The sequence below is a fragment of the Microvirga sp. BSC39 genome, from assembly GCF_000739015.1.
GTDB lineage: Bacteria > Pseudomonadota > Alphaproteobacteria > Rhizobiales > Beijerinckiaceae > Microvirga.
The window spans coordinates 1-26,610 of sequence record NZ_JPUG01000007.1 but is presented as its reverse complement, the minus strand read 5'-3'; the positions used below and the strand labels follow the sequence as shown (position 1 = coordinate 26,610).

Annotated in this window: 27 protein-coding genes; 7 read left to right on the top strand and 20 right to left on the bottom strand. The window is 57.5% G+C overall.

What is annotated here, in order from left to right; genetic code table 11:
- Positions 1 to 227: 227 nt before the first annotated feature.
- Together MA07_RS30610 and MA07_RS30605 are read right to left on the bottom strand one after the other, a co-directional pair.
- Positions 228 to 632 (bottom strand): IS630 family transposase, encoded by a 405-nt coding sequence (locus MA07_RS30610; RefSeq protein WP_052002682.1) that lies wholly within the window; start codon positions 630 to 632, stop codon positions 228 to 230.
- Positions 595 to 1,059, bottom strand: coding sequence for a hypothetical protein (locus MA07_RS30605; protein WP_244445113.1), 465 nt, complete (start codon positions 1,057 to 1,059; stop codon positions 595 to 597). Before MA07_RS30605 ends, MA07_RS30610 begins: the two co-directional genes overlap by 38 nt.
- Positions 1,060 to 2,092: 1,033 nt before the next feature.
- Here MA07_RS30605 and MA07_RS27385 point away from each other — a divergent pair.
- Together MA07_RS27385 and MA07_RS00885 are read left to right on the top strand one after the other, a co-directional pair.
- The gene (locus tag MA07_RS27385) at positions 2,093 to 2,275 is read left to right on the top strand and encodes a hypothetical protein (RefSeq protein ID WP_052002680.1); all 183 of its coding nucleotides are present in this window, start codon (positions 2,093 to 2,095) and stop codon (positions 2,273 to 2,275) included.
- 142 nt (positions 2,276 to 2,417) lie between these two features.
- Positions 2,418 to 2,615, top strand: coding sequence for a hypothetical protein (locus MA07_RS00885; protein WP_036345774.1), 198 nt, complete (start codon positions 2,418 to 2,420; stop codon positions 2,613 to 2,615).
- Between the two features lie 35 nt (positions 2,616 to 2,650).
- On the opposite strand, the gene MA07_RS00880 is transcribed toward MA07_RS00885, so the two are convergent.
- The 4 genes from MA07_RS00880 to MA07_RS00865 form a co-directional block, all read right to left on the bottom strand.
- Positions 2,651 to 2,890: a hypothetical protein gene (locus tag MA07_RS00880; RefSeq protein WP_036345771.1), complete on the bottom strand. Its 240-nt coding sequence runs from the start codon at positions 2,888 to 2,890 to the stop codon at positions 2,651 to 2,653.
- A 115-nt stretch (positions 2,891 to 3,005) separates the two neighbouring features.
- Positions 3,006 to 4,784 (bottom strand): glycosyltransferase family 2 protein, encoded by a 1,779-nt coding sequence (locus MA07_RS00875; RefSeq protein WP_052002677.1) that lies wholly within the window; start codon positions 4,782 to 4,784, stop codon positions 3,006 to 3,008.
- A gap of 30 nt (positions 4,785 to 4,814) precedes the next feature.
- The gene (gene galE / locus MA07_RS00870; RefSeq protein ID WP_036345768.1) at positions 4,815 to 5,819 is read right to left on the bottom strand and encodes a UDP-glucose 4-epimerase GalE; all 1,005 of its coding nucleotides are present in this window, start codon (positions 5,817 to 5,819) and stop codon (positions 4,815 to 4,817) included.
- A 7-nt stretch (positions 5,820 to 5,826) separates the two neighbouring features.
- The gene (locus MA07_RS00865; RefSeq protein ID WP_052002675.1) at positions 5,827 to 6,900 is read right to left on the bottom strand and encodes a UDP-glucuronic acid decarboxylase family protein; all 1,074 of its coding nucleotides are present in this window, start codon (positions 6,898 to 6,900) and stop codon (positions 5,827 to 5,829) included.
- Between the two features lie 184 nt (positions 6,901 to 7,084).
- Here MA07_RS00865 and MA07_RS31115 point away from each other — a divergent pair, with 184 nt between their 5' ends.
- The 3 genes from MA07_RS31115 to MA07_RS00850 are packed head-to-tail and all read left to right on the top strand — an operon-like array spanning position 7,085 to position 9,432.
- Positions 7,085 to 7,825, top strand: coding sequence for a DUF995 domain-containing protein (locus MA07_RS31115; protein WP_081928691.1), 741 nt, complete (start codon positions 7,085 to 7,087; stop codon positions 7,823 to 7,825).
- Between the two features lie 58 nt (positions 7,826 to 7,883).
- The gene (locus MA07_RS00855) at positions 7,884 to 8,462 is read left to right on the top strand and encodes a DUF995 domain-containing protein (protein WP_052002673.1); all 579 of its coding nucleotides are present in this window, start codon (positions 7,884 to 7,886) and stop codon (positions 8,460 to 8,462) included.
- Between the two features lie 52 nt (positions 8,463 to 8,514).
- Positions 8,515 to 9,432 carry a glycosyl hydrolase gene (locus MA07_RS00850; RefSeq protein WP_052002670.1) on the top strand — a complete coding sequence of 306 codons (918 nt, stop codon included), beginning with the start codon at positions 8,515 to 8,517 and terminating at the stop codon, positions 9,430 to 9,432.
- Between the two features lie 20 nt (positions 9,433 to 9,452).
- Here MA07_RS00850 and MA07_RS27380 read toward each other — a convergent pair whose 3' ends face one another.
- The 14 genes from MA07_RS27380 to MA07_RS00780 all read right to left on the bottom strand — a co-directional run bounded on the left by MA07_RS27380 (position 9,453) and on the right by MA07_RS00780 (position 24,612).
- A complete protein-coding gene (locus MA07_RS27380; RefSeq protein WP_052002668.1) occupies positions 9,453 to 10,763 on the bottom strand; it encodes a glycosyl hydrolase in 1,311 nt (436 codons plus the stop codon).
- A 462-nt stretch (positions 10,764 to 11,225) separates the two neighbouring features.
- Positions 11,226 to 11,678 carry a winged helix DNA-binding protein gene (locus tag MA07_RS00840; protein WP_036345780.1) on the bottom strand — a complete coding sequence of 151 codons (453 nt, stop codon included), beginning with the start codon at positions 11,676 to 11,678 and terminating at the stop codon, positions 11,226 to 11,228.
- A gap of 996 nt (positions 11,679 to 12,674) precedes the next feature.
- On the bottom strand, positions 12,675 to 12,902 hold the full coding sequence (locus MA07_RS28330; RefSeq protein ID WP_081928689.1) for a hypothetical protein: 228 nt from the start codon (positions 12,900 to 12,902) through the stop codon (positions 12,675 to 12,677).
- A 148-nt stretch (positions 12,903 to 13,050) separates the two neighbouring features.
- Positions 13,051 to 13,764, bottom strand: coding sequence for an IS6 family transposase (locus MA07_RS00830; protein WP_036345761.1), 714 nt, complete (start codon positions 13,762 to 13,764; stop codon positions 13,051 to 13,053).
- Positions 13,765 to 14,416: 652 nt separating this feature from the next.
- Positions 14,417 to 15,235 carry a sugar phosphate isomerase/epimerase family protein gene (locus MA07_RS00825; protein ID WP_036345759.1) on the bottom strand — a complete coding sequence of 273 codons (819 nt, stop codon included), beginning with the start codon at positions 15,233 to 15,235 and terminating at the stop codon, positions 14,417 to 14,419.
- A gap of 4 nt (positions 15,236 to 15,239) precedes the next feature.
- A complete protein-coding gene (locus MA07_RS00820) occupies positions 15,240 to 16,769 on the bottom strand; it encodes a tripartite tricarboxylate transporter permease (RefSeq protein WP_036345757.1) in 1,530 nt (509 codons plus the stop codon).
- 5 nt (positions 16,770 to 16,774) lie between these two features.
- Positions 16,775 to 17,266: a tripartite tricarboxylate transporter TctB family protein gene (locus MA07_RS00815; RefSeq protein WP_036345754.1), complete on the bottom strand. Its 492-nt coding sequence runs from the start codon at positions 17,264 to 17,266 to the stop codon at positions 16,775 to 16,777.
- Positions 17,267 to 17,279: 13 nt separating this feature from the next.
- Positions 17,280 to 18,284: a tripartite tricarboxylate transporter substrate binding protein gene (locus MA07_RS00810; protein WP_036345751.1), complete on the bottom strand. Its 1,005-nt coding sequence runs from the start codon at positions 18,282 to 18,284 to the stop codon at positions 17,280 to 17,282.
- Positions 18,285 to 18,364: 80 nt separating this feature from the next.
- Positions 18,365 to 19,399 carry a Gfo/Idh/MocA family oxidoreductase gene (locus tag MA07_RS00805; RefSeq protein WP_036345749.1) on the bottom strand — a complete coding sequence of 345 codons (1,035 nt, stop codon included), beginning with the start codon at positions 19,397 to 19,399 and terminating at the stop codon, positions 18,365 to 18,367.
- Positions 19,396 to 20,412 carry a Gfo/Idh/MocA family oxidoreductase gene (locus tag MA07_RS00800; RefSeq protein ID WP_036345747.1) on the bottom strand — a complete coding sequence of 339 codons (1,017 nt, stop codon included), beginning with the start codon at positions 20,410 to 20,412 and terminating at the stop codon, positions 19,396 to 19,398. Before MA07_RS00800 ends, MA07_RS00805 begins: the two co-directional genes overlap by 4 nt.
- A 333-nt stretch (positions 20,413 to 20,745) precedes the next feature.
- Positions 20,746 to 21,963, bottom strand: coding sequence for a Tm-1-like ATP-binding domain-containing protein (locus tag MA07_RS00795; protein ID WP_036345744.1), 1,218 nt, complete (start codon positions 21,961 to 21,963; stop codon positions 20,746 to 20,748).
- Entirely contained in the window at positions 21,960 to 22,415 is a 456-nt protein-coding gene (locus tag MA07_RS00790) for an SRPBCC family protein (protein ID WP_036345742.1), read from the bottom strand. The genes MA07_RS00795 and MA07_RS00790 overlap by 4 nt, the downstream gene beginning before the upstream one ends.
- Positions 22,397 to 23,269, bottom strand: a complete 873-nt coding sequence (locus MA07_RS00785) for a phosphoenolpyruvate hydrolase family protein (protein ID WP_036345740.1) — start codon at positions 23,267 to 23,269, stop codon at positions 22,397 to 22,399. The genes MA07_RS00790 and MA07_RS00785 overlap by 19 nt, the downstream gene beginning before the upstream one ends.
- Before the next feature lie 107 nt (positions 23,270 to 23,376).
- On the bottom strand, positions 23,377 to 24,612 hold the full coding sequence (locus MA07_RS00780) for an ABC transporter substrate-binding protein (protein WP_244445112.1): 1,236 nt from the start codon (positions 24,610 to 24,612) through the stop codon (positions 23,377 to 23,379).
- Between the two features lie 53 nt (positions 24,613 to 24,665).
- On the opposite strand from MA07_RS00780, the gene MA07_RS00775 reads away from it, so the two are divergent.
- Both MA07_RS00775 and MA07_RS00770 read left to right on the top strand, forming a co-directional pair.
- Complete coding sequence (locus MA07_RS00775; protein ID WP_036345735.1) at positions 24,666 to 25,517, top strand: AraC family transcriptional regulator; 852 nt, start codon at positions 24,666 to 24,668, stop codon at positions 25,515 to 25,517.
- A gap of 249 nt (positions 25,518 to 25,766) precedes the next feature.
- The gene (locus MA07_RS00770; RefSeq protein ID WP_036345733.1) at positions 25,767 to 26,588 is read left to right on the top strand and encodes an IS5 family transposase; all 822 of its coding nucleotides are present in this window, start codon (positions 25,767 to 25,769) and stop codon (positions 26,586 to 26,588) included.
- The last annotated feature ends 22 nt before the right edge of the window (positions 26,589 to 26,610 follow it).

The window sequence follows — 26,610 nt, the reverse complement described above, 5'->3', positions numbered from 1 at the left end:
GTCGGAGCGAGGATGTCGGGTTCCGGGCTCATGATCCGCCTCCTGTGCGGCGGCCAGAGACTGGCGGATGAGGCTGCCGATCAGCACCACCAGGCGTCGGCGCCGGTCGGGCGGCAGGTCCTGCCAGTGGAGGGGTGTCGCTCGCGGGGTCATGGCGTGTGGCCACCCATAAGGCCAAGGCGCGCAGCGCCTGATGGCCCAGTCGTGGTGTCAATGGAACCTCACGTTCAGCGGTTCCACGTTGGTCCGATCTCAATCGGGTTCAGATCCGGACTGTAGGGTGGCAGGAACAGGAACCAGGCGCCCTTTTGCTTGAGAAACTGCGCGGCTTTCTCGCTTTTGTGCGCGGGCAGGTTGTCGAGGATCACCACGTCGCCCTGCGACAGGGTTGGAGCAAGCTGGGTCTCCACATAGGTCTCAAAGATCCGCCGGGTCATGGGCCCGTCGATCACCCAGGGGGCACTCAGCCCATAGCAGCGCAGGCCCGCGATGAAGGTTTGGGTCAGCCAATGGCCGAAGGGCGCCTTGGCATACAGGCGCTGCCCCTTGGGACAGCGGCCGCGCAGGCGCGTCATCTTGGTGGAGGTGCCGGTCTCATCCAGAAACACGAGCCGGTGCGGCTCCTGACGCATGCGGGGCTGACGCTTCGTGCGCCAGTGCTCGCGGGCTTGGCGCACGTCGGAGCGTCCTTGTTCGCTGGCCCGCAGCGTTTTTTTTGAAGCTATAGCCCTGGCGGATGAACCAGTGTGAGATTGACGCGGGCGTGACCGTCGTGCCGAGGGCTGCCAGTTCTGCGGCGAGCTGCGGCATGGTGATGTCGTCCTTTTCGGTCACGCGGCGGAGCAGGAAGTCGCGATGCGGGTCGAGCTTGGAGTAGCGCCAGCCACCCTCCGGCTTGGGCGCCAGGCTGCCGGTGGCCCGGTATGCGGCCATCAGCCGGACCACGAAGGCGACAGACACGTCAAAGTGCCGGGCCGCGGCATGGCAGGAATGCCCCGCCTCAACAAAGCGCGCCACCGGTGCCGCAGATCCAGCGAGGAGGACTTGGTCATCGCTCATCTCCTCCCAAGAGGGCCAGGATGAGTGAATCACGAAGCCGTCACGCCGCATAGCCCCAACGACTCCGTCGGAACTGCCGCTGCTCTAGGTCTTGTGAACAGAGATTATTTCGAACAAACGGAACACTTTGAACGCAGACCCATGATAACCACTAGTTTAAACGTGTAGTTAATAGATGTCGTACGGAGATCTAGATAGCGTTGAGAGGCGCGCCAATAGCATTGTTCCGTTCAACTCGTGGTCCGCTCCTAAGATGGGCCATGACAATGCCCATCAAGAAGACACAAAGACTACTAACAAACGGAACGCTAGCAAGAGCGACGACTGCTCCGTAGGGCCAAAGTAGCATAAAGGAACCTACACCGCTCACAATCGCCGTAAGTATCAACGCAATCATAGTATTCAACCTCTTGCATGGGTTGCAGCCAACTTGGCGCACATCAAAAGGCATGTCGATTAGACCAGATGGTCTATGCAGGTAGAAGACCTGAAAGCCTTGCGTGTTCAGGCACACGGACCCATTCGGATCTTTGCTCCTGATGTCTTCCTTCAGACCTGAAGCCGCCGGTGCAAGGGCAGCTTCTGTCACACCACCTGGCGCGGCCTCCGATCCGTCAGCCCGACGCCCCCAGCATCCGTTTGATCCGGTCATCGCCGGCTACACAGATTGGGTCGTGGTCTGCTGCGACGGGCTCCGCTGGAGAGTGTGCCGGCGGGGACGCGACTATCTCTGCTCTAATTCCGCTCACCTGCAGTCTGACAATGCCCCAGCCCGTGGGAACTGCTGTGACGGGTCTGAGTTCGATCGGAACTAGCGTGACGACGGCAAGAGCCTGATCCCCATGTCATCGTCCAGTCCCTGTCTGGAAATCATCCGAAGCAATCGCCCCGCGCCAGGACGCTCAGTGACAGCCGTCAGGTCCTTGTCAGCACGACACTCCCCCTGAAAGCTGACTTGGGCCTGCGCAGCGCGGATGAGCACCCTCCCTCACGGCTGGCCAAAACCCGCAGGGATGTAGCAGGTCTCCCGCAGATGACGCTGGAGGACCCTGCCCTGGCCGCAGCGGCCCTGGACCAGACCAATGACGGGATCAACTTCGCGCATGCGGTTCATTTGGCAAGAGCCGAAGGCTGCGCCGCCATTTTTGCCAGCGTTGACCGGCGGTTTGCGAGGCTCGCTAAACGGCTGAGCCGGTTCGGGCTTTTCCGAGCTTGAGGCTCAACTCCATACAAGAGCCCTAGGGCTAGACCCACACCGTTCCAAGCCAGCGCTAACGGCCGAACCTCTCACTCCGTTCCCAACCTTGCACCGAAGCATAGGCCATCCGGCCGAATGTTGCTGCTGGCGCGGAGCTGGTATGGACCAGGTTCACCGGATGGAGCACCCGTTGAGGCCCCAAGAACGCGACGAACTCGCCAAACGCCAGAAGATTGCGTCTATCGAGGCTGAACTGGCGCGCAACCGGCGAATGGGACAAACCACCTTGCTCCTCGCTGTCGTCATGAATGTCGTGCTCCTCGCTCTGCTGGTCTACCATCTCTTTGGCCACACCTGAGCGCCGCTCGCGTTCTCTACGGGGACTTACCGGGATTAAGGCTGCCGCATGCGCCAGTTGCGGATCGCCGCAATCATAGCTGACAGAGCGGCTCCAGCCACGACATAGACTAACATGCTCCAGAGAATATGCTCGCTTTCGCTATGGTTATGAGGTTGACGCCAGAAGGCATGAACGTAGGTATGGGCGATCCCAGCGATCAGGCCGAGCAGCGCAACGTAGAACCAGAAGCGCTTCGGGGTCCAGGGCTTCGCTGGTTCGCGACGGTTGCTCATTTACCTGCGTTGGGGGCTGAATTGTTATAAAGGCAATCGAACCCTGCTTGTAGCTCCCCCCGTCGCTCGCAAGCCCACGTTCCTCAGGGCTCGGACCGCGACCACGTTCTAAGCGTCAGCGCTCGTTCGAATACAACATGGGTATGTCAATGGTTGGAAGAAGTTTGTCTGCTCCTTCCATGATAGCACTGGCCCCCGCTTGAAGGCGGAGCGGTATGGCGTAGGACGGAGCAGCTATCACGGCAACGATGACGAGCAACCGCATGCCCTTATACTTGAGCTCAGAGGCCACGCGGGGCTGGAACGTTCTATTTTCCTGAGCATGCTTGAACAAAATGGTGAGTGTCACAAGTGAGTAGAATAGACTGTTGACAAGGGTGATGAAGTAGAAACCGCGTGCCTCGTGAATGTCACTCAACAGCAGTGCGGGTAGCGCAGAGCCGATAGAGAGAAGCACAAATGGTGCGATAACCCGCAGTGGCAGGCCTGCTGTCGCGGCAGAGCCCTTGGGGGTGACGCGGAAATCAACCGCCGCCCCAGTCCACCAGTCCCGGAATGCGGTCAATGTGCCAACCAGAACCCACGGCCATCGGACGAGAGGATACAACGCGGCTTCCCAGCTGATGACCTTCGTAGTGCTTGGACGGCATAGCCCGTGACGAGCAAGTCGGATGATCAGGACAGTCAGTAGAAGAGCAGGTGGGACGGCATGTGCAATGAAGTCGGGATAAGTGACTCTTGCGAGGTTAACATCGAAAAACAGCGCGACCACCGGAACGGTGAACATGGCGAGGGAAGTAAACGAGAGGAGCGGGTACCAGAACTGACAGAAAAGAAACTGAAACTTGAGGTGCAATGGCAACTTGCCTAGCAGCTTTGGCGTATATTGGAGCAGAATAGTGACGAGGCTGCGCGACCACTGAAATTCTTGTGTGACGAGGTCGGCGAAATTGGCCGGACCGTCACCGTGGGCAATTGCATTCATCGCATGAACGCCCCGCCAGCCATGAGCCGCCATGAACAGCGTCGTCGAATGATCCTCGGCCAGTTCGGGGCCGAGCCCCCCAATGCTTTTTAATGCAGCAGTCCGCACCGCATAGTGTGATCCTATGCAAAGCGGTCTCAAGCGATTGCTGTAACCGGCCTGCATCGCGCCGTGCATCGGCGCTTCGATGTACAACCGGCTGCGGGCGGACCAGCTGTTTTCAGCGTTTTTGTCGCAAATACTTGGTGCGGACACATAACCCACGCTGGGGTCGATGAATGGCCTCAGCATCTCTTCGAGATAAGTGGGATCCGGTACGTGATCAGCGTCTAGCTGCGATACAAAATCGTAATTCTCATAACCAAAGTGATCGTAGAAGAAGGCGAGGTTTCCTTCCTTGCATCGCGTCCGGCGCGGCCATGTCGAGCGGTGGTATTCGTCTCGTCCCTTGCGCGATGAGATCCTGACCCCATTCGCTTCACACCATGCGACTGTCTCTGGTTGAGGGTCCTCATCAGCAAGCCAGGTATCATGCGGGTACGTCTGGCGGAGCATTGCCTCTAAGGTCTCGCGAACCACCTCGAATGGTTCGCTAGGCGCCTTCGTGACGACCATCGCGACCCTGTAGTTCTGTGGTACCGGAAGTCCGGGATTGGGAATCCTGCCGAAGTAAAAGACCGCAAAGAAATAGAGCGGGCAGAGAGAGAGCCACGCGAGAATAAACGTGCTGGCGATATAGCGCCCGAGTTCGATGATGTGGATGTCCTGCAGCCACCACAGCCAGAAGTCCCCTAGGGCTATCAGCCACAGAAAGCCTAGGATTCCGTACTCGACCCGCTGCTTGGCCGTAAGTGCGGGAACAAGAAGAGGGGTTGTCTCTTCCGGACTGATATGGAGCTGAGGTTTCACGACAGATGTTCGCTGGAGAGACGCGCCTGTTCAGACCGCAACCCGGAATCGGGGCGGCAACTCAATCCCGAAGAACGGCGCCGCGGTCCTGACGATTGTATCGACATCAGAGTACTTCGCACGGAAGCCCAGCTTCTGCTGAATCAAAAAAGGATCAGCATACAAGGCTGGAGGATCGCCAGGACGGCGCGGCCTGATTTCAGTCGGCACATCGTACCCGGTGATACGGCTGACAGCGTCCACGATCTCCCTCACGGACAAACCGCTGCCCGTGCCCACATTCAATGCCAGACTTTCTCCACCATCAAGGAGATGGCGCAGCGCCAAGATGTGGGCCGCAACCAAGTCGCACACGTGGATGTAATCACGGATGCATGTTCCGTCCGGTGTCTCGTAGTCATCGCCGAAGAGCTCGAACGTGGCGGCCCCGCCGGAGGCTGCTAGCAAAACCCGAGGAATAAGGTGCGTCTCGGGCGTATGACGCTCTCCCAAATCTCCGTCGAGATCGGCCCCGCATGCATTGAAGTAGCGCAGGGCGACATATCTCAGGTCGCACGAGGCTGCACAATCCGCCAGAAGCATTTCGCCGACTAGCTTGCTTCCACCGTAGGGATTAATGGGCTGCTGAACGGTTGACTCCCGGATTGGAAGCACCGCAGGCGCGCCGTAAGTGGCACAGCTGCTGGAGAAGATCAGGTTATTAACACCCTGCCTCTCGCAGACCCTTAGCAAGGTTGATGTACCCACAATATTGTTAAGGTAGTATTTCGCCGGATCAGAAACTGACTCCGCCACAGATGCACATGCCGCGAAGTGCATGACTGCAACGGGTTTGAAATGCCGGACGACAGCCTCAAGCCGCTGCGTGTCGAGAATGTCACCCGTGACGAGCGGCCCCCAACGGACAGCATCCGCGTGTCCGGTCGATAGGTTATCGTACGCAACGGGAACGTATCCTTGCGCGGCCAACTCCTTGCATGCGTGGCTTCCGATGAAGCCTGCTCCACCGGTCACCAGAATATACAAATTGGTCACGGAAACTCTACCTGGCTGATGCAGCGCTAAGGGGCTGAGGGATCTCTGTCGCGGCTTCGGCAGATGCGAAATAGTCGATTGTCTGGACTAAACCATCTTTGAGCGTGACGTGTGGAAGCCAACCCAAGACATCTTTTGCTTTCGTAATGTCTGGGCGGCGTTGACGGGGATCATCAATCGGTAAGTCGCAATACACGATCTGCGATTGTGAGCCAGTCATCTCAACAACAATCGAGGCGAGTTCTCCAATGGTGAACTCCCCTGGGTTTCCGAGGTTTACTGGTCCAGTGACCTCTTCTGGTGATGCCATGAGCCTCATGAGCCCTTCGACAAGATCCGACACATAGCAAAACGAGCGCGTTTGCGAGCCGGAGCCGTAGATGGTTATGTCTTCGCCTTTAAGAGCTTGCACAACGAAGTTAGACACAACACGACCGTCGTCCGGGCGCATACGTGGTCCATAAGTGTTGAAGATACGAGCCACTTTGATGCCGACGCCATACATTCTGGCATAATCGAAGAACAGGGACTCCGCACAGCGCTTCCCCTCGTCATAGCAGGCACGCGGCCCCGTGGGGTTGACGTTACCCCAATATATTTCAGGCTGAGGATGAACCGTAGGATCGCCGTAGACCTCCGATGTAGAAGCCTGGAGAATGCGTGCATTCGATGCTCGAGCGATCTCAAGAACGTTCAGAGCGCCTATAACGCAGGTTTTCGTCGTTTGAACCGGATCTGCTTGGTAGTGGGGAGGAGATGCAGGGCAGGCGAGATTGTAAATCTCGTCGAAGGACCCGGCGTCCAGAGGAAGCACGATGTCGTGGTCAAGAACCGAGAGGCGCTTATTTAAGAGCATCCCTCCGAGATTCTGGAGACTGCCGGTGCTGAAGTTGTCGACACAAACAACCTCATGCCCGAGTTCCAGGAGCTTTTCGATCAGATGAGAGCCTAAGAACCCTGCCCCGCCGGTGACTAAGATGCGCTTTGCCGAACCGTCGCGAACGATGCCTCGATCGGATAGAGATCCCGATGGGGCGCGCCATTGGAGGACACGGGAACGCTGTACATTTCCACCACTCATTGTGCCCCTCGGCGCGCTTTGGCGTATTGCTTGAACTCAGATGTCGCGAGGGAGGTAACCCTACCTCAGTAAGGCTCTTATACAGCGCGGGATCCAAATGTGTAAAATTTTATTTAATTTTGATTAAAATTCCCTTGCCTCAGGCAGACGCTAGCCATATTTAATTATCCATAGGGCTTAGCTTATGCCCACGGTATTCCAAAGCAGGTTTGGGTGGGTTATGCGTAGCGCGTTGGGTATTATGACAATAGGCATCGGTCTGGTCCTGAATTCGGTTGCTATGATACCAGCTCACGCAGCCCCTCAGCTTAGAAAATGCGCTTCGTCTGCTAAGCCACAAAATCGTTGCCAGTCATCTCACTTGCGCAATACCGGTGGAGACGTAACAACTCGGGTGACGAGTACGTCTCGATCGCTGCTATCGACTTCTCGTAAAAATAGATCGTTGACTGCTGTTGCACATCAGCGGCGTGCTCCTGACGTGACAGGTTCCCTACCGAGAACGGATAGCAAGGAGCGTGATCTTACCGTCTGGGAAGTGACGCAACTCTATAGCGATCGGACTTGGGTATGGTCGGAGGGCGGCGGCTATTTTGCGCCCGATGGAAGCTTCTATGCAGCGGTAGGATCAGACGCTCCCTCTTCCTATCTGGCACGCGGCAAGTGGCAGACCGGATCGAGTGGTGAGATGTGCTTCCAGGCTCTCTGGAACGGTCAGAGCGGCAAGAGTGTCGAGCGGACCTGCTTCTATCATAAGATGGATCAAGGAAAGATCCTTCAGAAGAAGGGCGACACTGGAACCTGGTATGTCTTCAAAGGCTCTCCAGGGCGCAAGTTCGAGTTCGATAAGGTTTTGCCGGGTGATCGTATGAAGTCGAAATTCGATGAGGTACGGGCGAAGTATCTCTACGGCATTCTCATGTAATCCCCGGCTCTGCGGCTCCAAATTGAGGGCATCGGCTGATCCGCCGCGATCACCATGCATGACGATAGTTACAAGCGAGTTCATCAGCGAAGGGATTGAGTCGATGCGGCATCAGTTTGGATTCTCTCAACTGCGGACGCTGATGGTTCTTGGGGCGGCCTGCCTTTCAGGAATGGCGATCGTATGTGCCGCAGATGCCAAGCCTGCCAAAGGAGCCGCCCCGGAGACGGGTGGCCGCCCAATGAACGCAGTTGAGCTTCGGAAGCTTTTCGGCGGAAAGACGTGGCTTTGGTCTAATGGCGGGGGCTACATGGATCCGAGCGGGCGCTTTTATGCGGCAGTAGGGAGCAAGCCCGCCACAGGGTCGTTTGCCAGGGGGACCTGGACGACGGACGACAACGGCAGAATGTGCTTCGCAGGACGCTGGAGAGTGCAGACCGGAAGCAAGTCTGCCAGAACTTGCTTCACCCATCGTGTAAAGGGTGCCGAAATCTACCAGCGCCGAGAGCCTGATGGAGCTTGGTATGTGTTCAAACATTCCGAGACACAACAGAGCGACGAATTCAACAAGATCGTAGCAGGCAACCGCATCTCCGAGCAGTTCGGCCAGGTCAGGGCAGCTGTGGCTTCACGATAATTTTTCGGCGCGCTTGGGAAGCTGGTTCGGTTTTTGCGTAAAGGATACAGTAATGCGACTCGAGATCGGACTTGCCGCACTTGCCTGTCTTTTGTTTGCCTCGAACATGCAGCGGAGCGCACAGGCAGATAGCGCAAGCACCGCTCCGAGACTTGGTGTCTACGATCCTCACAAGCTGCTCCGCGACGACGAGAGGTTTTCGCTGGAGCACACGTTTCTTTACTGGCAGAACTTCAAGCCGGAAGAGTACAGAACTCTTGCCAGCGATGCTGCGAGACGGGGCCGGCAGGTTATCGTGACCGTCGAGCCTTGGACGAGGGCGCCAAACTGGAAGGATGGATCCGAGACGCTCCTGACCGATGTCATCGCGGGTGAATTTGACCGCGAGATTTCAGCTATTTGTCACGAGATTGGAGCTTCTGGCGCTCCCGTGATGGTCAGCTGGGGACATGAGATGGACGAAACACAGGGTCGGTTCCCCTGGGCCAATAAGGATCCGGAGCTCTTCCAGAAAGCTTACCGGCATTTCGTGAACCAGTGCAGGCCTCATGCGCCGGAGGCTAGGTTTGGCTGGACCCCAAAGGGTGAAGCCACTCTGGCATCCTATTATCCAGGTGACGCCTACGTGGACTTCATTGGACTAACATTATTCGATCTTGAAGCGTGGAACATCGAACAGAACGACCATCGAACTTTCGCAGATAAGTTCGGAGCACTCCACGGACAGGTGGTCAATTATGGCAAGCCCATAGTTCTGGTTGAGTTTGGAGTCTCTGGTACGGAAAGCTACGAGGAGACGTGGCTTTCATGTGCACAGGAGAAACTGCGCAGGTTTCCGCAAGTCGAAGCGCTCGTTTATTTCAATGACCAAGAAACCTGGCATTGGCCTGAGCCGCACAAGCAGCCGGATTGGCGCATCACCGACAGCCGCAAACTTGGGTGCAAGCGCGAATTTTCCTCGCTGCGCTAGACCGGTCTCGGATCTGATCATCAGATAACGAAAATGTCTTTCGCGCTTAGAGCCAAGCCTTTCTTGAGCAGGGCAAATTCGATCGTCTTGTACTTGCTGCCCGAGCCGTCTGCATCATACGAGAGGTATCCGCTCTTCTTGTCGTAGATGATGTAGTCGTTCTTGTCCTTAGGCGCATTCGTTGCGAAAAACTTCTCATTCAGTGACTCCGGCGCGACCAATGAGCCTTTCTTTCCCAGCTTGGTGAAGATTTTGTTGTCGAGCCAAATGCTGTCCTCGGCGACCGTAAAATCCGTGATGGTGTCTAGATTCGCCTTTTTGTTCGGTTTGGTGTCGAAGGCAAACACATCCTCACCCGCTCCGCCCGTCAGCGTATCGTTGCCGGTTGAGCCCCAAAGCCGATCATTACCGCCCTTTCCCGACAGAACATCGTTGCCGGCACGACCCTTAAACTCATTGTGCTCCGAACCGCCTACCATCTTATCCTTTTTCGAAGTTCCCGTTTGGCTGATGAGAATGGGGGGGGCCTCGCCAAGTGTGCTCCGTCCGCTGTTCAAATCATCAAAAACTTGGCCGACCTTAGTAAGATTGCCCTTTTGGTCGAATAATCCGCTGTTGAGGTTCCATCCATCCCCACCCTCGTAGGCTGCGAACCATGCATGCTTCTCGATAAACGGAAGATCGTCCATCATATGGGCGCCTGCTAGAGCAAATGCCGCCTGCTCCTCTTCAGTGAATCGCCCCGGGTTGCTCCAGTCGGCCAGACACCATTCCGTCACCCAGATGGGCTTGTTGTACTGCTGATGAACAGCCTCAAGCCATGCTTTGAACTCTTTGACGTCCTTGCTTTGCGAGAAATAGTGAACGGCAATGAAGTCGACGCGGAGGGCCAACTTTTCGGCTTCGGCCATGAAACGACCAAGCCAAGAGTTTGCACCCAGGACGCCATGCTGTGTTGGGGCCGGAGAGCCAAGCCGCAGCCCTGTTGCTTCGAGCTGTGACCATAAGGCGACGGCCTGTTCCACGGACATGTTCGCTTGATACAGATCATCTGGCTCATTGAAGCCCAGAAGAGTTGTGGCACCTAAAGTCTTTGCTTGTGCGATTGCCTTCAGGTTAAGAGCGGCGCCACCCCAAACCATCGGGGCGTAGCTTGCCTGCTCGGGTGTCTCGTCAACATCCCACAGGGCGCGCTCGTCCCAGTTGTAATACCAATTGAACTTTGCACGATCTACATCGTTGAGAGCTGTGCCGAGACTATCCTTATCCCAGAGTCCAATACCGATCTTCTCCGGATTGTCGATCCTGTACGGAAGATTGCTGGTGGACATGGCAGCTCACTCTCAACTACTGGCAGCTTTGATGGTTAAGGAAAGTAACAGTACGGACGCGCCAAGCACGATGTAAGGTCTACTTCCTCTCGCCACCCATTATGTATTGAACTCGGCGGACCAGCCGATGACTGACCTGCGACGGCCTTCATCCCGATTATTGGAATTTGCTTGTCATTCAGATGAGAGCAAAAACTAATCTTAGGACTGGTCCGTTATGATCACCCTAGATGCTCTCTTCAGGGAACAAAATTCAGCTAGATGCCATAGGCCGGATGGCCTACTCTCGGCCATAAGGCTCAATTCCACCCCAGCAACCAATCCGCCGCCACTTGGGTACAGGTTATAACTTATCTGGGAGGCAACTACAGAGCGGCCATCGTCGATAGCCTTTAGGTCGCCCCTACTCATGAGACCTCTCCACACTGCTACACTTCAGCATTCTGGAATTGTCAGCTAAGGTTACGCAAATTGACCAGTAGGTCGTCCTGTGAACAGATCAAGCATGCTTAAGGTCGCCCTGCAGTTCTCAAGGGCTTCTTCGTCGACAGCCTTAGCAGCTAAGTCGGTAGCTAACCCTTCGTAGAAGGAGTCCAGCGCCTCGAGGAGTTTTTGGCCTTTCGCGGTCAACCTAATAAGAACGAGCCGACGATCATTCTCTGATCGAGACTGGTCGATGTAGCCATTTTCCGTAAGGCGCTTCAAGTTATACGATATATTAGTGCCTTGATAACAGCCCCGGATCATTAGGTCTTTAGCTGTAACCTCCTGAGACCCAATGTTGAGCAGGATCATCGCCTGGACCGCATTAACATCCTGGATCTTCAATTGCGTGAGCTCAGCCTGCAATCTATCGAGGGTCCGGCGATGAAGCCGTTCCGCAAGTGCAATCACAGCAAGATATTCTTGCTTCATGTACTCTTCCTGAATCCAAACTAGAAAGCGGCTCATCTGTTCAACATAACTGCTAGCTGCATCTCGTCGTGAATTACATACCAAATTCGCAGTTCACTGTGCTGTAACGCACTCTGGAGATTGCCAGCTAACCGAAACACAACGAGCGTTGGTCGTCGCTCTTCACGTCAGCATATTCCGCTCTTTCTTCTTTATGCCGAAGCTAAGAGATCTCTGCAACGGCCTCTCACCGCAGCGCCGTAATAACGGAATGGGAGCCTCTCCGACCAATCGTATGAATTAGCACGTTGTAATATTATACTACGCCTGATCTCGGTTCATTACCTAGATCCTCTATCGCGTCCTCTTCCTTCAAAGTCACACATCCCAACGAATGCATAGAAATCAGCACGTCACCAGGGCTGCTCATCGCCGAAATCACCATACGTAAATCTTAAGCCAAACGGCTAAGGTAAGCGCAGCGGTAACCCCTCTTGGCTAGGCTTAAAGGCTGCTATGGACCACCAGGTTGTTGGAGGTCTGTCGCAACATGAAGCCGAGTAGTGCAATGCCGTGCAGGTCGGCGAGCGTTTGAGCTAAATGCTCATAATCGCGCACCAGACCCCAAAAGCCTGACTCCCAGTCCAAGATTCGCTTGACCATCCGGCGCCGGGCAGCAGCACAATGCCAGGTTGGCCGGAGACAGTTTGACCATCTCTAGCGCGATCCCATGCGCGCGCGCCGCGGCTGCAGGTTTCACGCGCGTATGGCCCTGATCAACAAAAGCGAGATCAACAATCTCATTGGTGACAACCTCCACGAGCCAGGTGCCCCGCCCAAGCGCGATCAACCGTCGTGGCGGGGGTGACATGCCGGCTAAGAGGTGACCGAGCGTTTCGACTGCCAGGTGCAGGAGAGTCTAGGGAGAGTGCGGATGAAGGCTCAATGCGGGAGGCCCCAACACCAAATTACGAGGCTGAAAGAGGTGCAGTTTTCATTTCAGCTGGTCGAAGCTCGTCAATGCAGCGCGAGATTGAGCGGAACGGACCAGAGAAGGCATCCTTCCGCATTGACAACATTCAGCTGCCATCCGCGCCAATCCTCAACAATGCCACGAGGCTCCCGCTGCAACTCAGTCATAGCCATGATTGCCTGAGCCTTAGCATTCTCAAAATCAGAGACTTCGATGCCCTCGTCATCGATCAACTCACCATGATCGTGAACCAGGTGGAAGTAGCAGCGCATCCTGAGTCCCCGACGCAAAGCACTTAGTTGGAGATTGCTAGCCCATCAGCAGTAAATAGGGAATGGCAGATTTAGCTCGATAGGCAAAAGTTTGGGTTCCGTTGCAAACCCTGACATAGGTCACACGCGAACCGGAATGGGCCTCAGGTCAGGCGGCTGTTCTGAAGAGAGCTGCAATGAAGTCGGGCTGCGTGCCCATGTGATTCGCTGGCACACCTACAACCTGTCCCTTGCGGATCATCGCCATCGCCTCAAACCCGGCAATCGTCTGCGAGGCAGACGCGAAGCTCTTGAAACCCAGCCCAGGACGAACCAGTCGTTTGATGCGCCGGTGATCCTGCTCGACGATGTTATTCAGACATTTCACCTGCCGTAGTTTGGCGAAACGCCAGAGCTCTCCGGCACGTTTCATCGCCTTCGTCGCGATCGGATTGGCGGCATTCTTGCCGACCGTGATCGTCCGCGGATTGACCGTATGTGACTGCTTCAAGGCTCTGCGGAAGAAACGCAGGGTCGCAGCCGCATCCCGCTTGGGCGAGAGCAGGAAATCGATCGTCTGCCCGACAGCATCGACTGCGCGGTAGAGATGGACCCACTGACCCTTCACCCGAATGTAAGTCTCGTCTACTCTCCAGGAGCCATTTGTCCTCCGCAGGTGCGGACGGATGCGCTTGTCCAGTTTGGGAGCGTAAGCCTGGATCCACCGAAACAGGGTCGTATGGTCCACATGCACACCTCGATCAGCGAGCATGTGCTCAAGATCGCGATATCTGATTGGGAACTGAAGATACCAGCGGACTGCCCACAGGATGATCTCTGCCGTGAATTGCCGAACCTTGAACCGGTTCTTGTTACCTTGCATCACCGTCAGCCCCTCTCAGCCTCATCCTGTCGTAGCTCAGGCCGGGCAAGCTTCAAAGCTGCAACAGAACCGACCGCAATGGCCTGAAGGGCACAACGAGTGAGGTTGAATTCAAGCGGTTGATCAAAGCGCCGCCAGCGGGTGCCCCACGGTCGTTCTTGCTCGCCTGGCCACGACGGAGGACTTGGCTTTCCACCCATCGGGCCACCCGCCGGCTGTCGCGCTTATTTGGACTACGCTATGACGGCCCGTCGATCGGACGAAGTTAGGGCTAACTGAGGGTAGAGCGAGCCTCAAATCACTCATGAATGCTCATTTCGTCATGCTTGTGGCGAGATCGGCTCCGAAAGGGCCTGGTCTCTTGGACCAGCTCTAGAGCAAACATTTCTCTTTCGGCGCCGCAACAATGTCTGCTCTTAAGCGCCTAAGCAGACCAAGCGCTTACTTCCGAGAAGTGCCAGGAGCCGACGTTCGCGTAGAGAATGTTCAGGTGCCGCTTGGGAAATTGATTGCCGCGAATAAATTCATGGTAATCGAGACTCACCCATGAGCGTGATTTGACGTCGTTCCAACGACCGTGTGGCCAATCCGAATTTTGCTCGCGGCCATTCCGACGAGTGTAGAGTTGATGGTGAGGAGCACCACAATATCCTCACTCAAGGCATCCTCGCAAATATCCAATCGCGCGGGCTGCAGATGATGGTCCGTCCGGTTCATAGATGAACGGCTCAACCCCGAGAAACCCGCTATATCCCTTCTCGCGAAGAGCTTGCAGGATTGGCTTGAATTGGAGGCTGCCCTGGCCCGGGCCTCGCCGGTTCGGATCGTTCAAGTGAACATGGGCGATCAGACCACTTGGGAGCCATGTCGATAGTAATCTGGCTGGGTCGCCGTCTCTCCCGCGCATTGCTGCCGCGCAATCGATCATCGTGCGAAGGGCTGGAATATTGATCTGCCTGACAAGGTCGGCGGCTTCTGCGACGCTCGTCACGAAGTTTGTCTCATCCGGTGCGAGCGGCTCTATGCAATAGACTACACCGGCGGTCGATGCATGTTCACCGGCTGCCGCAAAGCACTCAGCACCAAAAGCGCGCTGCTCGCGCTCATGTTCTGTGATCAGCTCGCGCTGACGAGGCGAGCCGTGCACGAGATAGTGCCCGCCGAGGTCTGCACAGAGATCGATCAGACGCCGCATCACATCCACCGTGCGTTGTCGGACCGGGGCATCGCGGCTCGTGATCGACAAGTTCTCCGGTTTCATCAAGAGCCAATGCAACCCCGTGATTCCGATGCCTTCGCGCGAGGCGATTGAGCGCAACTCGGCGATACAGGCCGGTGCCAGACGGTGCGGCTCATCACCGAGAGTAAAAGGAGCGATCTCGAGCCCATCGTATCCGAGCTCACGCGCAAGAGCGCATTGCTGAGGAAACGGCAAGTGTCGCACGACTTCGTTGCAAAGGGACATACGCATTAGCTCAGACGGCTCCTGGTCTTGTACCCGGCTTCTCAAGCCTAGTTTTGACCCAAGCCGTCGCACGACCCACAGCGGGGACATTCGATATGAACGTGTAGATCACAAGAAGGGCTAGGATGGCACTGATCGGGCGTGTGAAGAAAGGAGTCATATCTCCGTCGCTCAGAGTGAGAGCACGCCGAAGGCTCTTGTCCAGAATATCGCCCAGCACAATCCCCAAGACGAACGGAGCGATCGGGTAGCCATGCCGGCGCATGAGGAAAGCAAGCGTGCCGAAGCCGAGCATGACCCAGACGTCGAAAAGGCGTGACGACAACGAAAAGGCTCCCACAGTGCAGAGGACAAAGATGATCGGCATCAGGATCGTCCGTGGCACCCGCAGCACGAGAAGAAGGGGACGAATAAAAAACAGACCGAAGAAGAGGATGCCGATCGTCGCAATCAGTACCATCGCCACGACTTGGTAGATAAAGTCGGGATTGTTCACCATCAGCATCGGGCCGGGCTGAATGCCGTGAATGATCATGGCGGCGAGGAGCACGGCACTTGGTGCCGAGCCCGGGATTGCGAGTGCCAGTGCAGGGATCAGTGCGCCGGGAACGGAAGCGTTGTCGCCGGTTTCGGCTGCCATGAGCCCCTCGACAGAGCCATTCCCATATTCCTCCGGCTTCCGGCTCAGCCGCTTTGCGGTCGCGTAGGATGTCCAGGCCGCCATATCCTCACCAACTCCCGGCAGGATCCCGACCCATACGCCGATGGTGCCGGACCGCAGGATCGTCTTCCAATGCCGCAGCACGTCCACGATACGGGGCAGCGCGGTGTCGAAGCTCATGATCTTGGGCCGCGTTCCACGCTCTGCCATAATGGTCAGGATTTCGGAGAAGCCGAACGCTCCGACGAGAACGGGGATCAGCTGAAAGCCGCCGGCGAGATCGGTATTGCCAAAGCTGAAACGCGGATAAGCGTAGAGGCCCTCCTGCCCGATACAGGCGACAAACAGTCCGAGCGCACCTGCAAGCCAGCCCTTGATTGGATCTGCGGTAACGACATTCCCGGACATGACAACTCCGAGCAGTGCGAGCCAAAAAAACTCGTACGCACCGAAGCTGAGCGCAAACTCCCCCAGGAGAGGCGTGAACAGGGCGAGGCAGAGCATACCGAAGAAAGAGCCCAGCACGGAACCGGCCGTGGCGATCCCCATGGCCCGCCCTGCCTCTCCTTTGCGGGCCAAAGCGTATCCGTCCAGGCAGGCGGCGGCATTGGCGGCCGTGCCTGGAATGTTAAGCAGGATCGCTGTCCGGCTCCCGCCGTAGATCGCGCCGTTATAGGCACAGATCAAAATGAGGATCGCTACCGACGGGTCGAGCTTGAGGGTCAGCGTGGTCAGCAGTGTGATCGCGAGGGTCGCGCTCAGGCCGGGCATTGCCCCCATGAGCAGACCAACAAGCGTGGCGCCTAACGCCAGGGCCAGCGTCGCCGGCGTAAGGAAACCGGCAACTGCTTGGCTGAAGAAGATGAGTCCGTCAAACATTGCGGTTATGGAAGCCGGATAAGAAAGAGGTTCTGGAAAAGATAGGTCACGGCGGCCGAGGTGGCCGTCGCGATCAGTGCAGCCTCAATGGAGCGGCGTAAGAAGGAGCGCCCCTCGATCCGGTGGCGGTCCTCCAGAACGAGGATGTGGACGAACACGAACCCTGCGGCGAGAAGCCAGAATGGCAGGCCGCGGCCGAGCAGGATGCCCGCGAAGGCGATGCAGAGCGCCCAGCTTGCAAGCAACCGTTTCCAGTTGGTACCGGCCTCCTCGGTCGGGGCGACGCCGATTGCCGACGCCGCCCGGCCGATTTCACGGCGCGATATGAGAACAAGGGCCATGACCATCATGCCCAATCCAAGGAGGCCCGGCAGGAGGCCGGGTGCCGTGAGTGGATTGATGTTCTGTGAGGCAAGCCGGTCCATGGTCCAAGAACCATAGAATACGGCTGTCCCGAAAACGAACCAGATCACTCCGGCGATGCGGTCCCCGTTCATTGGGCACGGGCCATCAGGGGCGCTGGATCCCGACGGTGTCCGGTGAGACCTTGGCTTTGCCAGCGTCAAACAGGAGCCAAGCGTTGGCGCGCACAACAGGCATAGACTGCTCCACAGCTGCCGCACCAAAGGCCGGAGCAAAGAGCGCGCCCCGCTCTCGGGCATAGCTCTTGAGCTTTTCCGAGTTCGTGATCTTCTCGCGCCAGATCTGGTCGAGGGTCTCCACGACGGGCTGGGGCACGCCTTTCGGGACGAAGATCCCGAAGTAGCTTGTGGGCGGACGCAGATTCGACAGGGTCTCGGTGACGGGCGGTATAGTGCCGTAGCCCGTGAGTTCGAGGGGCTTGTCGGAGAACGCTGCCAACGGCCGCAGACGCTTGCCGCGGATCATTTCCGCTTGTTCCGTAGCAAGCTGGGTCGTTGCTTCGACCTCTCCTGCGACTGCCGCGACCACCGCCGGATTCCCACCATCATAGGCCACATGCTTGTAGGTTGCGCCGGCCGCCTTAGTGATGGCCTCCGCTGCATTGTGACTGGCCGACGCGGCACCGCCGGTCGAGATCGTAACGCTGTTGGGCTTTGCCTTCATGGCGGAGACCAGTTCCGCAAGCGTCTTGTAGGGTGCATTCGGGTTAACGCTGATGACCGGAACATTCGCAACGGTAAGATACACGTTCCATTGCGAAAGATCGGTGTCGAACATGCCGAGGACTTTATAGACCCCCAGGTCCTGCACGGCTCCCGCTGTCAACGTGTAACCGTCTTTCGCCGCCTCGAAGGCGTTTTTCGTGCCGATGGAGCCGGAGGCTCCGGGTTGGTTCACGACGACGACTTTCTGCCCGAGGGCCTCCTCGATTTCGCTTGCCGTGATCCGCGTGACCTGGTCGGTGGCGCCGCCCGGGGCCCATGGCACGATGATCGTAATCGGCCGATCCGGCTTCCATGGATAGTTCTGCGCTTGTGCGGGCGCCGTGAGGCCTACAGCAACGGCCGCAGCGAGTAGAGTTCGTATCAACATCGTTCATCCTCCCTCACATGGGCAGGTACAGCCTGCCCTTTGTCTTGCAGGCCCCGATTGGGGAGACCTGCTGAAGTTTCTCAACCGAGGGCCTGTCGAGGCGCAGTGTCCGCCCGACCTCGCCCCACGGTCAATATCTCCTCAATGAGCTGCTGCGTGGCCAAAGCCTCCTCGCCGGTCACGACCGGGTCTCGGTCTGATCGCACCGCGTCGAGAAAGTCAGCAATCAGCAGGCAATGGGCATCGATTGGGAAGTCCATGATGTTCGCACCACCACCAGTCCTGGCGTCGGCTTCGACGCGCTCCTCCCGTCCGTCCAGCCAGATAACTTCCAAGCCCGCACCGACCAGTTTCGCTGTTCCGAGAGTGCCGACGATGCTGATCGTCTCAGGTGCGCCATGGGGCATAGCGGTCGTGGCCATTAGGCTTGCTGGCGCTCCGTTCGGAAGCCGCAGCAAGGCCGAGGCATAGTCCTCGGTCTCCATGCGGTGCAGAGCCGTTGTCGTGACCTGGGCCGCCTCCACGGTGCAACCGCCAACCAAGGATCGGAACAGATCGATCGTGTGAATCGCCTGGGTGAGCAGCACCCCTCCCCCATCGCGGGCAAGCGTGCCGCGGCCGGGCTCGTCGTAGTAGCTCTGCGGCCGCCACCAGGGCACCGTCATGGAAGCCAGTTCGATCGTGCCCAGTTTCCCTTGAGCGAGAAGCTCACGCAGACGAATGGCTCCTGGACGGAAACGGTGTTGCAGGACGACACCGAGCCGCCGCTGCGCGCGTCGAGCGCTCACGACCAGTTCCTTGGCACGATCAAGCGAGACCTCAAGCGGCTTCTCGAGCAAGACGTGCCGACCCGCTCGAAAGCATCGCTCTGCCACTTCGAGATGTGCATTGGGCGGGGTCAGGACGATGATCGCCTCAACGGCAGGATCGGCAATCGCTGCATCCAGATCAGTCGTCACAGGAAAAGGGTATTGCGTAGCAAAAGCCTCGAGCCGCGCGGCGCTTCGTCCAACGGCCCACCGCACGTCGACTTGCTCGTGCAGCTCCATCAGACTAGCGGCATGGGGTTGGGATGCAGGGCCAAGACCTACGAGAGCAATACCGATCCGCCTCATCTGTCTCCTCCCGGACTGATCAAGCGAGCACGGCTCTGAGCTTCGAGCGCAAGCCGGCTGACTGTGAACACATGCGCCTGGGACACGGCCGTTTCGGTCCGGTCTTGGACATCGGCGACGAAGCGCTTGAAATAAGTCAGGGGCTCGCCACTGCAATCGATATGACGAGTCCCATGTCGGTCGGCGAGGAAGAGGTGGTCCGTGCCTGAACGTCCCTCGATATCGACATACTTGCGCAGCTCAATTGTGCCGCGGGTGCCCAGAATGATCAGACGCCCGTCGCCCCAGGTCGGCAAGCCGTCGGGGGTAAACCAGTCAACCCGCACGTAGCCGGACGCCCGCTCACTCCGGAGCAAAACCTCACCAAAATCCTGAAATTCGGCGGCTGTCTCCGTGCCGAAATGGCCGATTGCCGCCGAAACGATCTCGGCGTCCTCGGAACTTGTGAAGGTAAGGAACTGATCAATCTGGTGAGAGGCGATATCGACCAGAATGCCGCCGAACTGGCTGGCATCGAAGAACCATGCCGGACGGATTGCTTTGTTGAGGCGGTGCGGACCGAGCCCGACGGTCTGGACAACCTCGCCGATCACGTCGTCCCGGATCAGGCGAAGCGCCACTTCCGTTGAGGGCACGACGAAACGCTCGGAAAAGCAGATCGAGAAGATCCGTCCGGTGTCCGTGACTGTGCTACGGACTTCCTCGAGCTGCTGAAAGGACGTGATCCCTGGCTTGTCGACCATCACGTCCTTACCCGCCCGCATCGCCGCAACGGCAATCGCAGCGCGCTCACTAGGGATTGCGGCCGAGCAGATGATGTCGATGGAGGGATCCGCCAGCAACGTCTCTCGGTGGGCTTGGGCAAGCTCAGGGAAACGTTCTCGAAAACCTGCAAGAACTCTCGGATCCGAGGTCGTCGGGTCGAAGCCAACACAATTCGCTCCGGCATCGATTAACCCGCCGACGAGGTGGTAGATATGTCGATGATCGAGACCTATTGCCGCGAAGCGCATGGATATTATCCTTACCGTACGATAATACTCGAAGTTGCTGAAGCGCAACCGAGGAATTGATGACGGAAGTCATATTTTGAGCCGATCACCTCGTTTACCATGTTCTGGTTCTCCTTGGGATCCATCAGCTGCACTAGCAGACACAGAAGGACCTGCCGCTCGTCATCGGAGAGGGTGAAGATACTCTCCAGTTTTCGGATGAGAGGATTGTGCTCGGATGGAAAGATGGCACCACGACCACGCTCTTCCTGTTGCCCACAGCGGGCAAAGCGTTTCGGTCCAAGAAATACGTTTGACCGATATTCATGCGCTACAGTCAAGAATACCTTCCGGCTAGGTTCCCATTACCTGATTGACGTGATGGACAAGAATCTCGACAAAGGCAGCGTCGTTGATGTGGTGTGGAACACGTATGATCTGATGTATATCTGACACCTGAAAAGCCTTCTCGAGACTCGTAAACAGTGCTTCATCTGCCGCAGGATCGAAGAAGGGTTCCCCTGGGGCATCAAGCATGGACAATCCACCCTCCGGGAGCAGTAAACGCACGGGAGCCTGAGATTGGTTCAGCTTCCCCGCTAGCCACTCGCCGATGACTACCATCTCATCCGCTGACGTCCGCATCAGGGTGACATGGGCATTGTGTGAGTGGAGGAGACGTCCGCGATAGTGTTCCGGGATGGTATCCACGGCCCAGAAGTTTACCATGTCCAATGCGCCGCACGAAGCGACCCACGGTACGCCTGCACGAGCCGCGGCCTCAAAGCGGTTCGGGCCGGCGCTACAGACGCCTCCGAACAGATAGTCGGCCGCCTCCGTGGTCGTGACATCCACAACTCCCCGGAACATCCCCGAAGCCGTGAGAGCTTCCAGCGCCCGCCCTCCAGGACCGTTGGCGTGAAACACCTGACAGTCAAACCTGCTGGCTAGGGCGGCCGTCAGTTGTTGAACACAGGGCGTGGTCACGCCGAACATGCTGATCCCCAGCGACGGCTTGTCATCATCGGGCTGAGCAGCGTTTCGCACCATCATTCCGGCAAGCGCATGAGCGGCATTGCCCAGGACGACGCGCGATACGCGGTTCAATCCTGCGATGTCCGTTACCGGGAACATCATCATGATGTCGCTGACGCCGATGAAACGTGAGATATCGCCCGATGCCAATGTCGAGACCATGACCTTCGGCAAGCCGATCGGAAGGCATTGCATCGCGGGTGTGATGATCGCGGTCCCGCCGGATCCGCCGAGGCCGATGATGCCGCCGACATCCGAGCAGGCTTGCAAGTAGGCCTGAAACGCGTCTCTCATCGCATTGACTGCGGCGCCGCGTTCGCCTGCCTTGAAGACGGCATCAACTCCGCCCGGATGACAGGAAGCAACCATCTCGGCAGATACGTCCGCATCTGCCGAGATGAACTTGGTTCCGACATCCACCAGAACCGTCGGAACCCCCACATCTTGCAGCAAGGCGCCTACGTAACGGAGTTCTTCAGCCTTCGTGTCGAATGTGCCGACGACATAGGCGCGTCCTTTGTTCGGAGACGCGCTCATGAGGCACTGCGCCGCCTCGCTTTGGCGACTTCCGTAGCCCCCTCGAAGGCGAAGCGGAATGTATCCGTCACCCGCGCCACGAGGTCTGCCTCCTGATCGGCAGGAGTATTGAACTCGGCCCACCACTCCCCAAAAGTCTGCTGGCTTTCCGTGACAGAGCGAAGGCGCATCTCTGACACGTAGTTCAACAGGGGAACCGATGCTTCAATAATCGTATAGCAGCAAAGATAGTCACGATCAGACAGGCTCAACAACTGCTCGCGGATATAGTCGTCTCCCTCCTTAGTCTTGAAGTTGCGGACACAACCGATCCTGTCAGCCGGCCAGTCATTCTCGATATAGCTGTCCTTGAAGAACCGATGGTACACCGGCAAGGCGTTGAAATCTCGCAGAACACTCCACGCTTCCTCAACGGTGACGTCCATCACTGCGCTTACATAGACGCGGAGCATGAAGCCTTCTCCTTTTGGCCGGGTTCGATGGAAAGGTTCTTAAACGTGCGAATGTGCTCCGTGAGGGCGATTTCGGTTGGAAGGCGCTCCATACTGCTGGCACCGTAGAAGCCATTGCAGTGCTCACTGTTCTCAAGAACATAGATGACATCCTGAGGGGTCGCGATGGGTCCACCATGCGCAATCACCACGACGTCTTTGCGAACCTTCCGGGCAGCCTCGGCCCACTCGTCGATCAATGCCACAGATTGCTCGAGGGTCTTCGACGTCGTTGCTCCGATCGTTCCCCCGACCGTGACGCCCATATGCGGCACGATCAGATCGGCCCCGGCTTTGGTCATCTCGACGGCCTCGTCAGCGCTGAAAACATAGGGCGTTGTAAGGAGATCAAGCTCATGGGCCTGGCGGATCATGTCGATCTCCGATGCGAACTGGATTCCGGTCTCCTCCAAACTGATCCGAAATGTGCCGTCGATAATCCCAACGGTGGGGAAATTCTGGACCCCTGAGAAGCCCAATTCCTTGAGTTCTTTCAGGAGCACGGGCATGATTGCAAAAGGGTCAGTTCCATTCACGCCTGCTATGACTGGCGTGTGCCGGACGACAGGGAGGATCTCGCCAGCCATTTCCTTGACGATCTGGTTTGCATTGCCATAGGCGAGCAGTCCTGCTGACGAAGCGCGACCGGCCATCCGGTACCGCCCGGAATTATAAACGATGATAAGGTCGATCCCTCCAGCCTCTTCACATTTTGCCGAAATTCCGGTTCCGGCTCCGCCGCCGATGATCGGCTCGCCTCGCCGGACCATCTCCTGGAAGCGTTCGACTAGAGTTCTGCGCTCAAACCGGGCCATATTCTATCCTAAGAATGAGTGTCTGGATTCCGCCCTCACTTGTCTCGAGGTGAGAGCCGGTTCGAGATGCCGCGCTCCAGTGGATCCGGAGCGCGGCACCTCTTTCGTCAGGATTTGTTCACAAGGTAGCACTTGCTCTGGTCGAGAGGCTGGAAAGCCCGTTCGGCCGGAATTGTATTGACCAGTTTGAGATAATCCCAGGGATACTTCGACTCCGAAGGGGCCTTTACCCTCCAGAGATACATGTCGTGAACCATGCGCCCATCAACCCGGATCTTTCCATTCTTGGCGAAGAAGTCGTTGATCGGCATCTCCCGCATCTTGGCCGAAACGGCGTCCGGCTCGTCCGTGCCGGCGGCTTGCACGGCCTTCAGGTAGTGCATGGTCGAGGAATAGTCCGCGGCCTGGCTCATGTTGGGCATATTGCCGACACGCTCGAAATAGCGCTTCGCGAAAGATCTGGTTTCCTCGTTCATGTCCCAGTACCAGGCATTCGTGAGCAGGAGCCCTTGGGCCGTATCGAGGCCGAGCGCGTGAATGTCGTTGAGCCACAACAGGAGAGCGGCAAGGCTCTGATCCTTCGTGATCCCGAATTCCGCCGCCGCCTTGATCGCGTTGATTGCATCTCCGCCGGTCGACGCGATGCCGACGATCTTCGCTTTGGAGGCCTGTGCCTGCAGGACGAAAGAAGAGAAGTCCGTGGTGTTCAGCGGGTGTCTCGCAGCTCCGATCACGCGCCCTCCGGAAGCTCGGACCACCTCGGAAACCTGCTGCTCGAGCCCGATGCCGAACGCAAAGTCAACGGTGAGAAAGAACCAGCTGTCGCCGCCTTGCTCGACGACAGCCTTGCCGGTGCCGTGAGCAAGCGAATAGGCGTCATATGCATAATGCACTGCATAGGGCGAGCACACTTGGTTCGTGATGCCCATATTCGACGAGCCGTTAACGATGATATGCCGCTTCTGATCCTTTGCGAGCGTAGCAACCGACAATGCAACGGCAGAATTGGAAAGATCGGCGATCAAGTCGACGCCGCCCGTATCGAACCACTGACGAGCAGTCGCCGAGCCGATATCCGGTTTGTTCTGGTGATCGGCAAAGATGACATCGATAGGTTTGCCGAGAATGGTGCCGCCAAAGTCTTCGGCCGCCATTTTGACAGCTTCAACGGCACCTTTTCCGGCTAAGTCGGAATAGACACCGCTCATATCGGTTAAAACGCCGATCCTAACCACATTGTCGGAGATAACGTTTTGTTGCGCTGTTGCGGCCGTTACTGCCAGCGGCACAAGCAGTGAAGCCGAAAGGACACTCTTGAGAGTTGCGATCATCGTTTCCTCCATGTTGATTTTTGTTATCTTGGGTGGAAGTCTGACAGTCGAGAAACCCTGAGGCCATGGTCGTAGCGCACGAGAAGCTACTCGAAACACACATCATCGGCGCCAAGACGCAACAGTGGACAGTACGCGACGACGTTTGTCCGCTTCTCCGCCAGCGGCACATCGCGCATGTGGGGGTCGGAGACGCGGCCCCGCCCTATCGCATCGTCAGAACCAAGCTGAGCGGCGCCTACCTGCACGGATCGCTGGGTGGGGAAGGACGCATGCTGCTCGACGGGCGCTGGCGGCCGCATCGAACGGGAATGACCACTTTCGCGCCCGCCCACGTGCTGCATGCCTTTCACGCGATACCGTCGCGGCGGTGGCAGTATTGCTGGGTGCGCTTCACACCCTCATCGCCCTTCTCAATGATCGGCGCGGTGGCTCCGCTCATGGCCCGCTTCAACCCGGAGCCGCTCCGGCACGCCATCATGGGTCTTGTTCACGAGGTGGAAGGCGCTCGCGATATCGGCACATGCGGCCTCTGGATCGATCTCATCGAGCGTTATGTGGACCTGTTCATGGAGCCGTGGCGCCGGGAAAAGCGCCTACTGTCTCTATGGAATATCGTACAACAGGATCTCTCGCGTGATTGGACACTCGGTGAACTCGCCAGTCTAGCCAGCATGAGCAGCGAGCACCTGCGCCGCCTGTGCCACCGGAGCCTCGGACGGAGTCCAATCCACCAATTGGCGGTCCTGAGGATTCAGCATGCGGCACACCTCCTGGCGACGACGGATGCAAAAATCGAGGTAATTGCAAACCAGGTTGGCTATGAAAACCCGTTTGCTTTCTCGAATAAGTTTCAGCAGATCACAGGCATCAGACCCTCTCAATTCCGTAAGCACAAACATCGTAATTTTGTGTAGATGCAAGATTATCAATTCTAACTTTAGTTTACCCTTACGCTCTCACAAGGCCTTGCCTTAGGATGAAAAGCAATTCGGCTGTTGCAATTGATATGTCCAAGGCCAATATACGCATTCTTTACCTCGCAGCTTCCGAATGCCTGAGGCAAGGACTGAAGGACTGCTTTGGGTCAATTCGTGAGCTTTAGAGCCTGTTTGAGAATGTCGCAGTGGGTTAGATTGGGCTAGTCTTGAGTCCACATGAGCCGGATGTGGACCAAAGAGCATCGTGAGCGCCAGAAGGCCTTTGAGCGGCAGCGCTACCCGACCGACCTGACCGATGAGGAATGGCAGCGGATCAGGCCGATCCTGCCTCAACCCACCCGGCGTGGCCGCAAGCCCAAGGTGGATCTGCGCGAGATCCTCAACGCCATCCGCTATCTGGCTCGCACCGGCTGCGGCTGGCGCATGCTGCCGCATGAGTTCGGGCCGTGGCAGACGGTGTATTGGTGGTTCCGGCGCTTTGTCCGCCGCCTGCTGTTCCAGACCCTGCACGATGTCGCTCTCATGCTGGACCGCGAGCGCTCAGGCCGGGAGGCGAGCCCGACGGCTGGCGTGATCGACAGCCAGACGGTCAAAGCGCCTGCAGCCCCGGGCGGAGGCGGCTATGACGCGGCCAAGAAGGTGAAGGGCCGCAAGCGGCACATTGCAGTGGACACAGACGGGCGCCTGCTCATGGTCAACCTCACAACCGCCGACATCCAGGATGCTCAAGGGGCCGAGCAAATCATCAAGGCCGTGCGTCAGCGCTGGCCGTGGCTCAAGCACCTGTTTGCCGATGGGGCCTACGACCGTGGGCGGCTGATGAGCGAGGCGGCTTACCGGGATTTCGTGATCGAGATCGTACGCAAGCTGCCCGACCAGCAGGGTTTCCAAGCACTGCCACGCCGGTGGGTTGTGGAGAGAACATTCGGCTGGATGACGCGCTGGCGCCGGCTGGTGCGCGACTACGAAGAGCACTGCGACGTCTCCGAGGCTATGATCGGAGTGGCCATGAGCAGCCTCATGCTCCGCCGCATCGCTCATCCGTAGCAATTCTCAAACGGGCACTAAG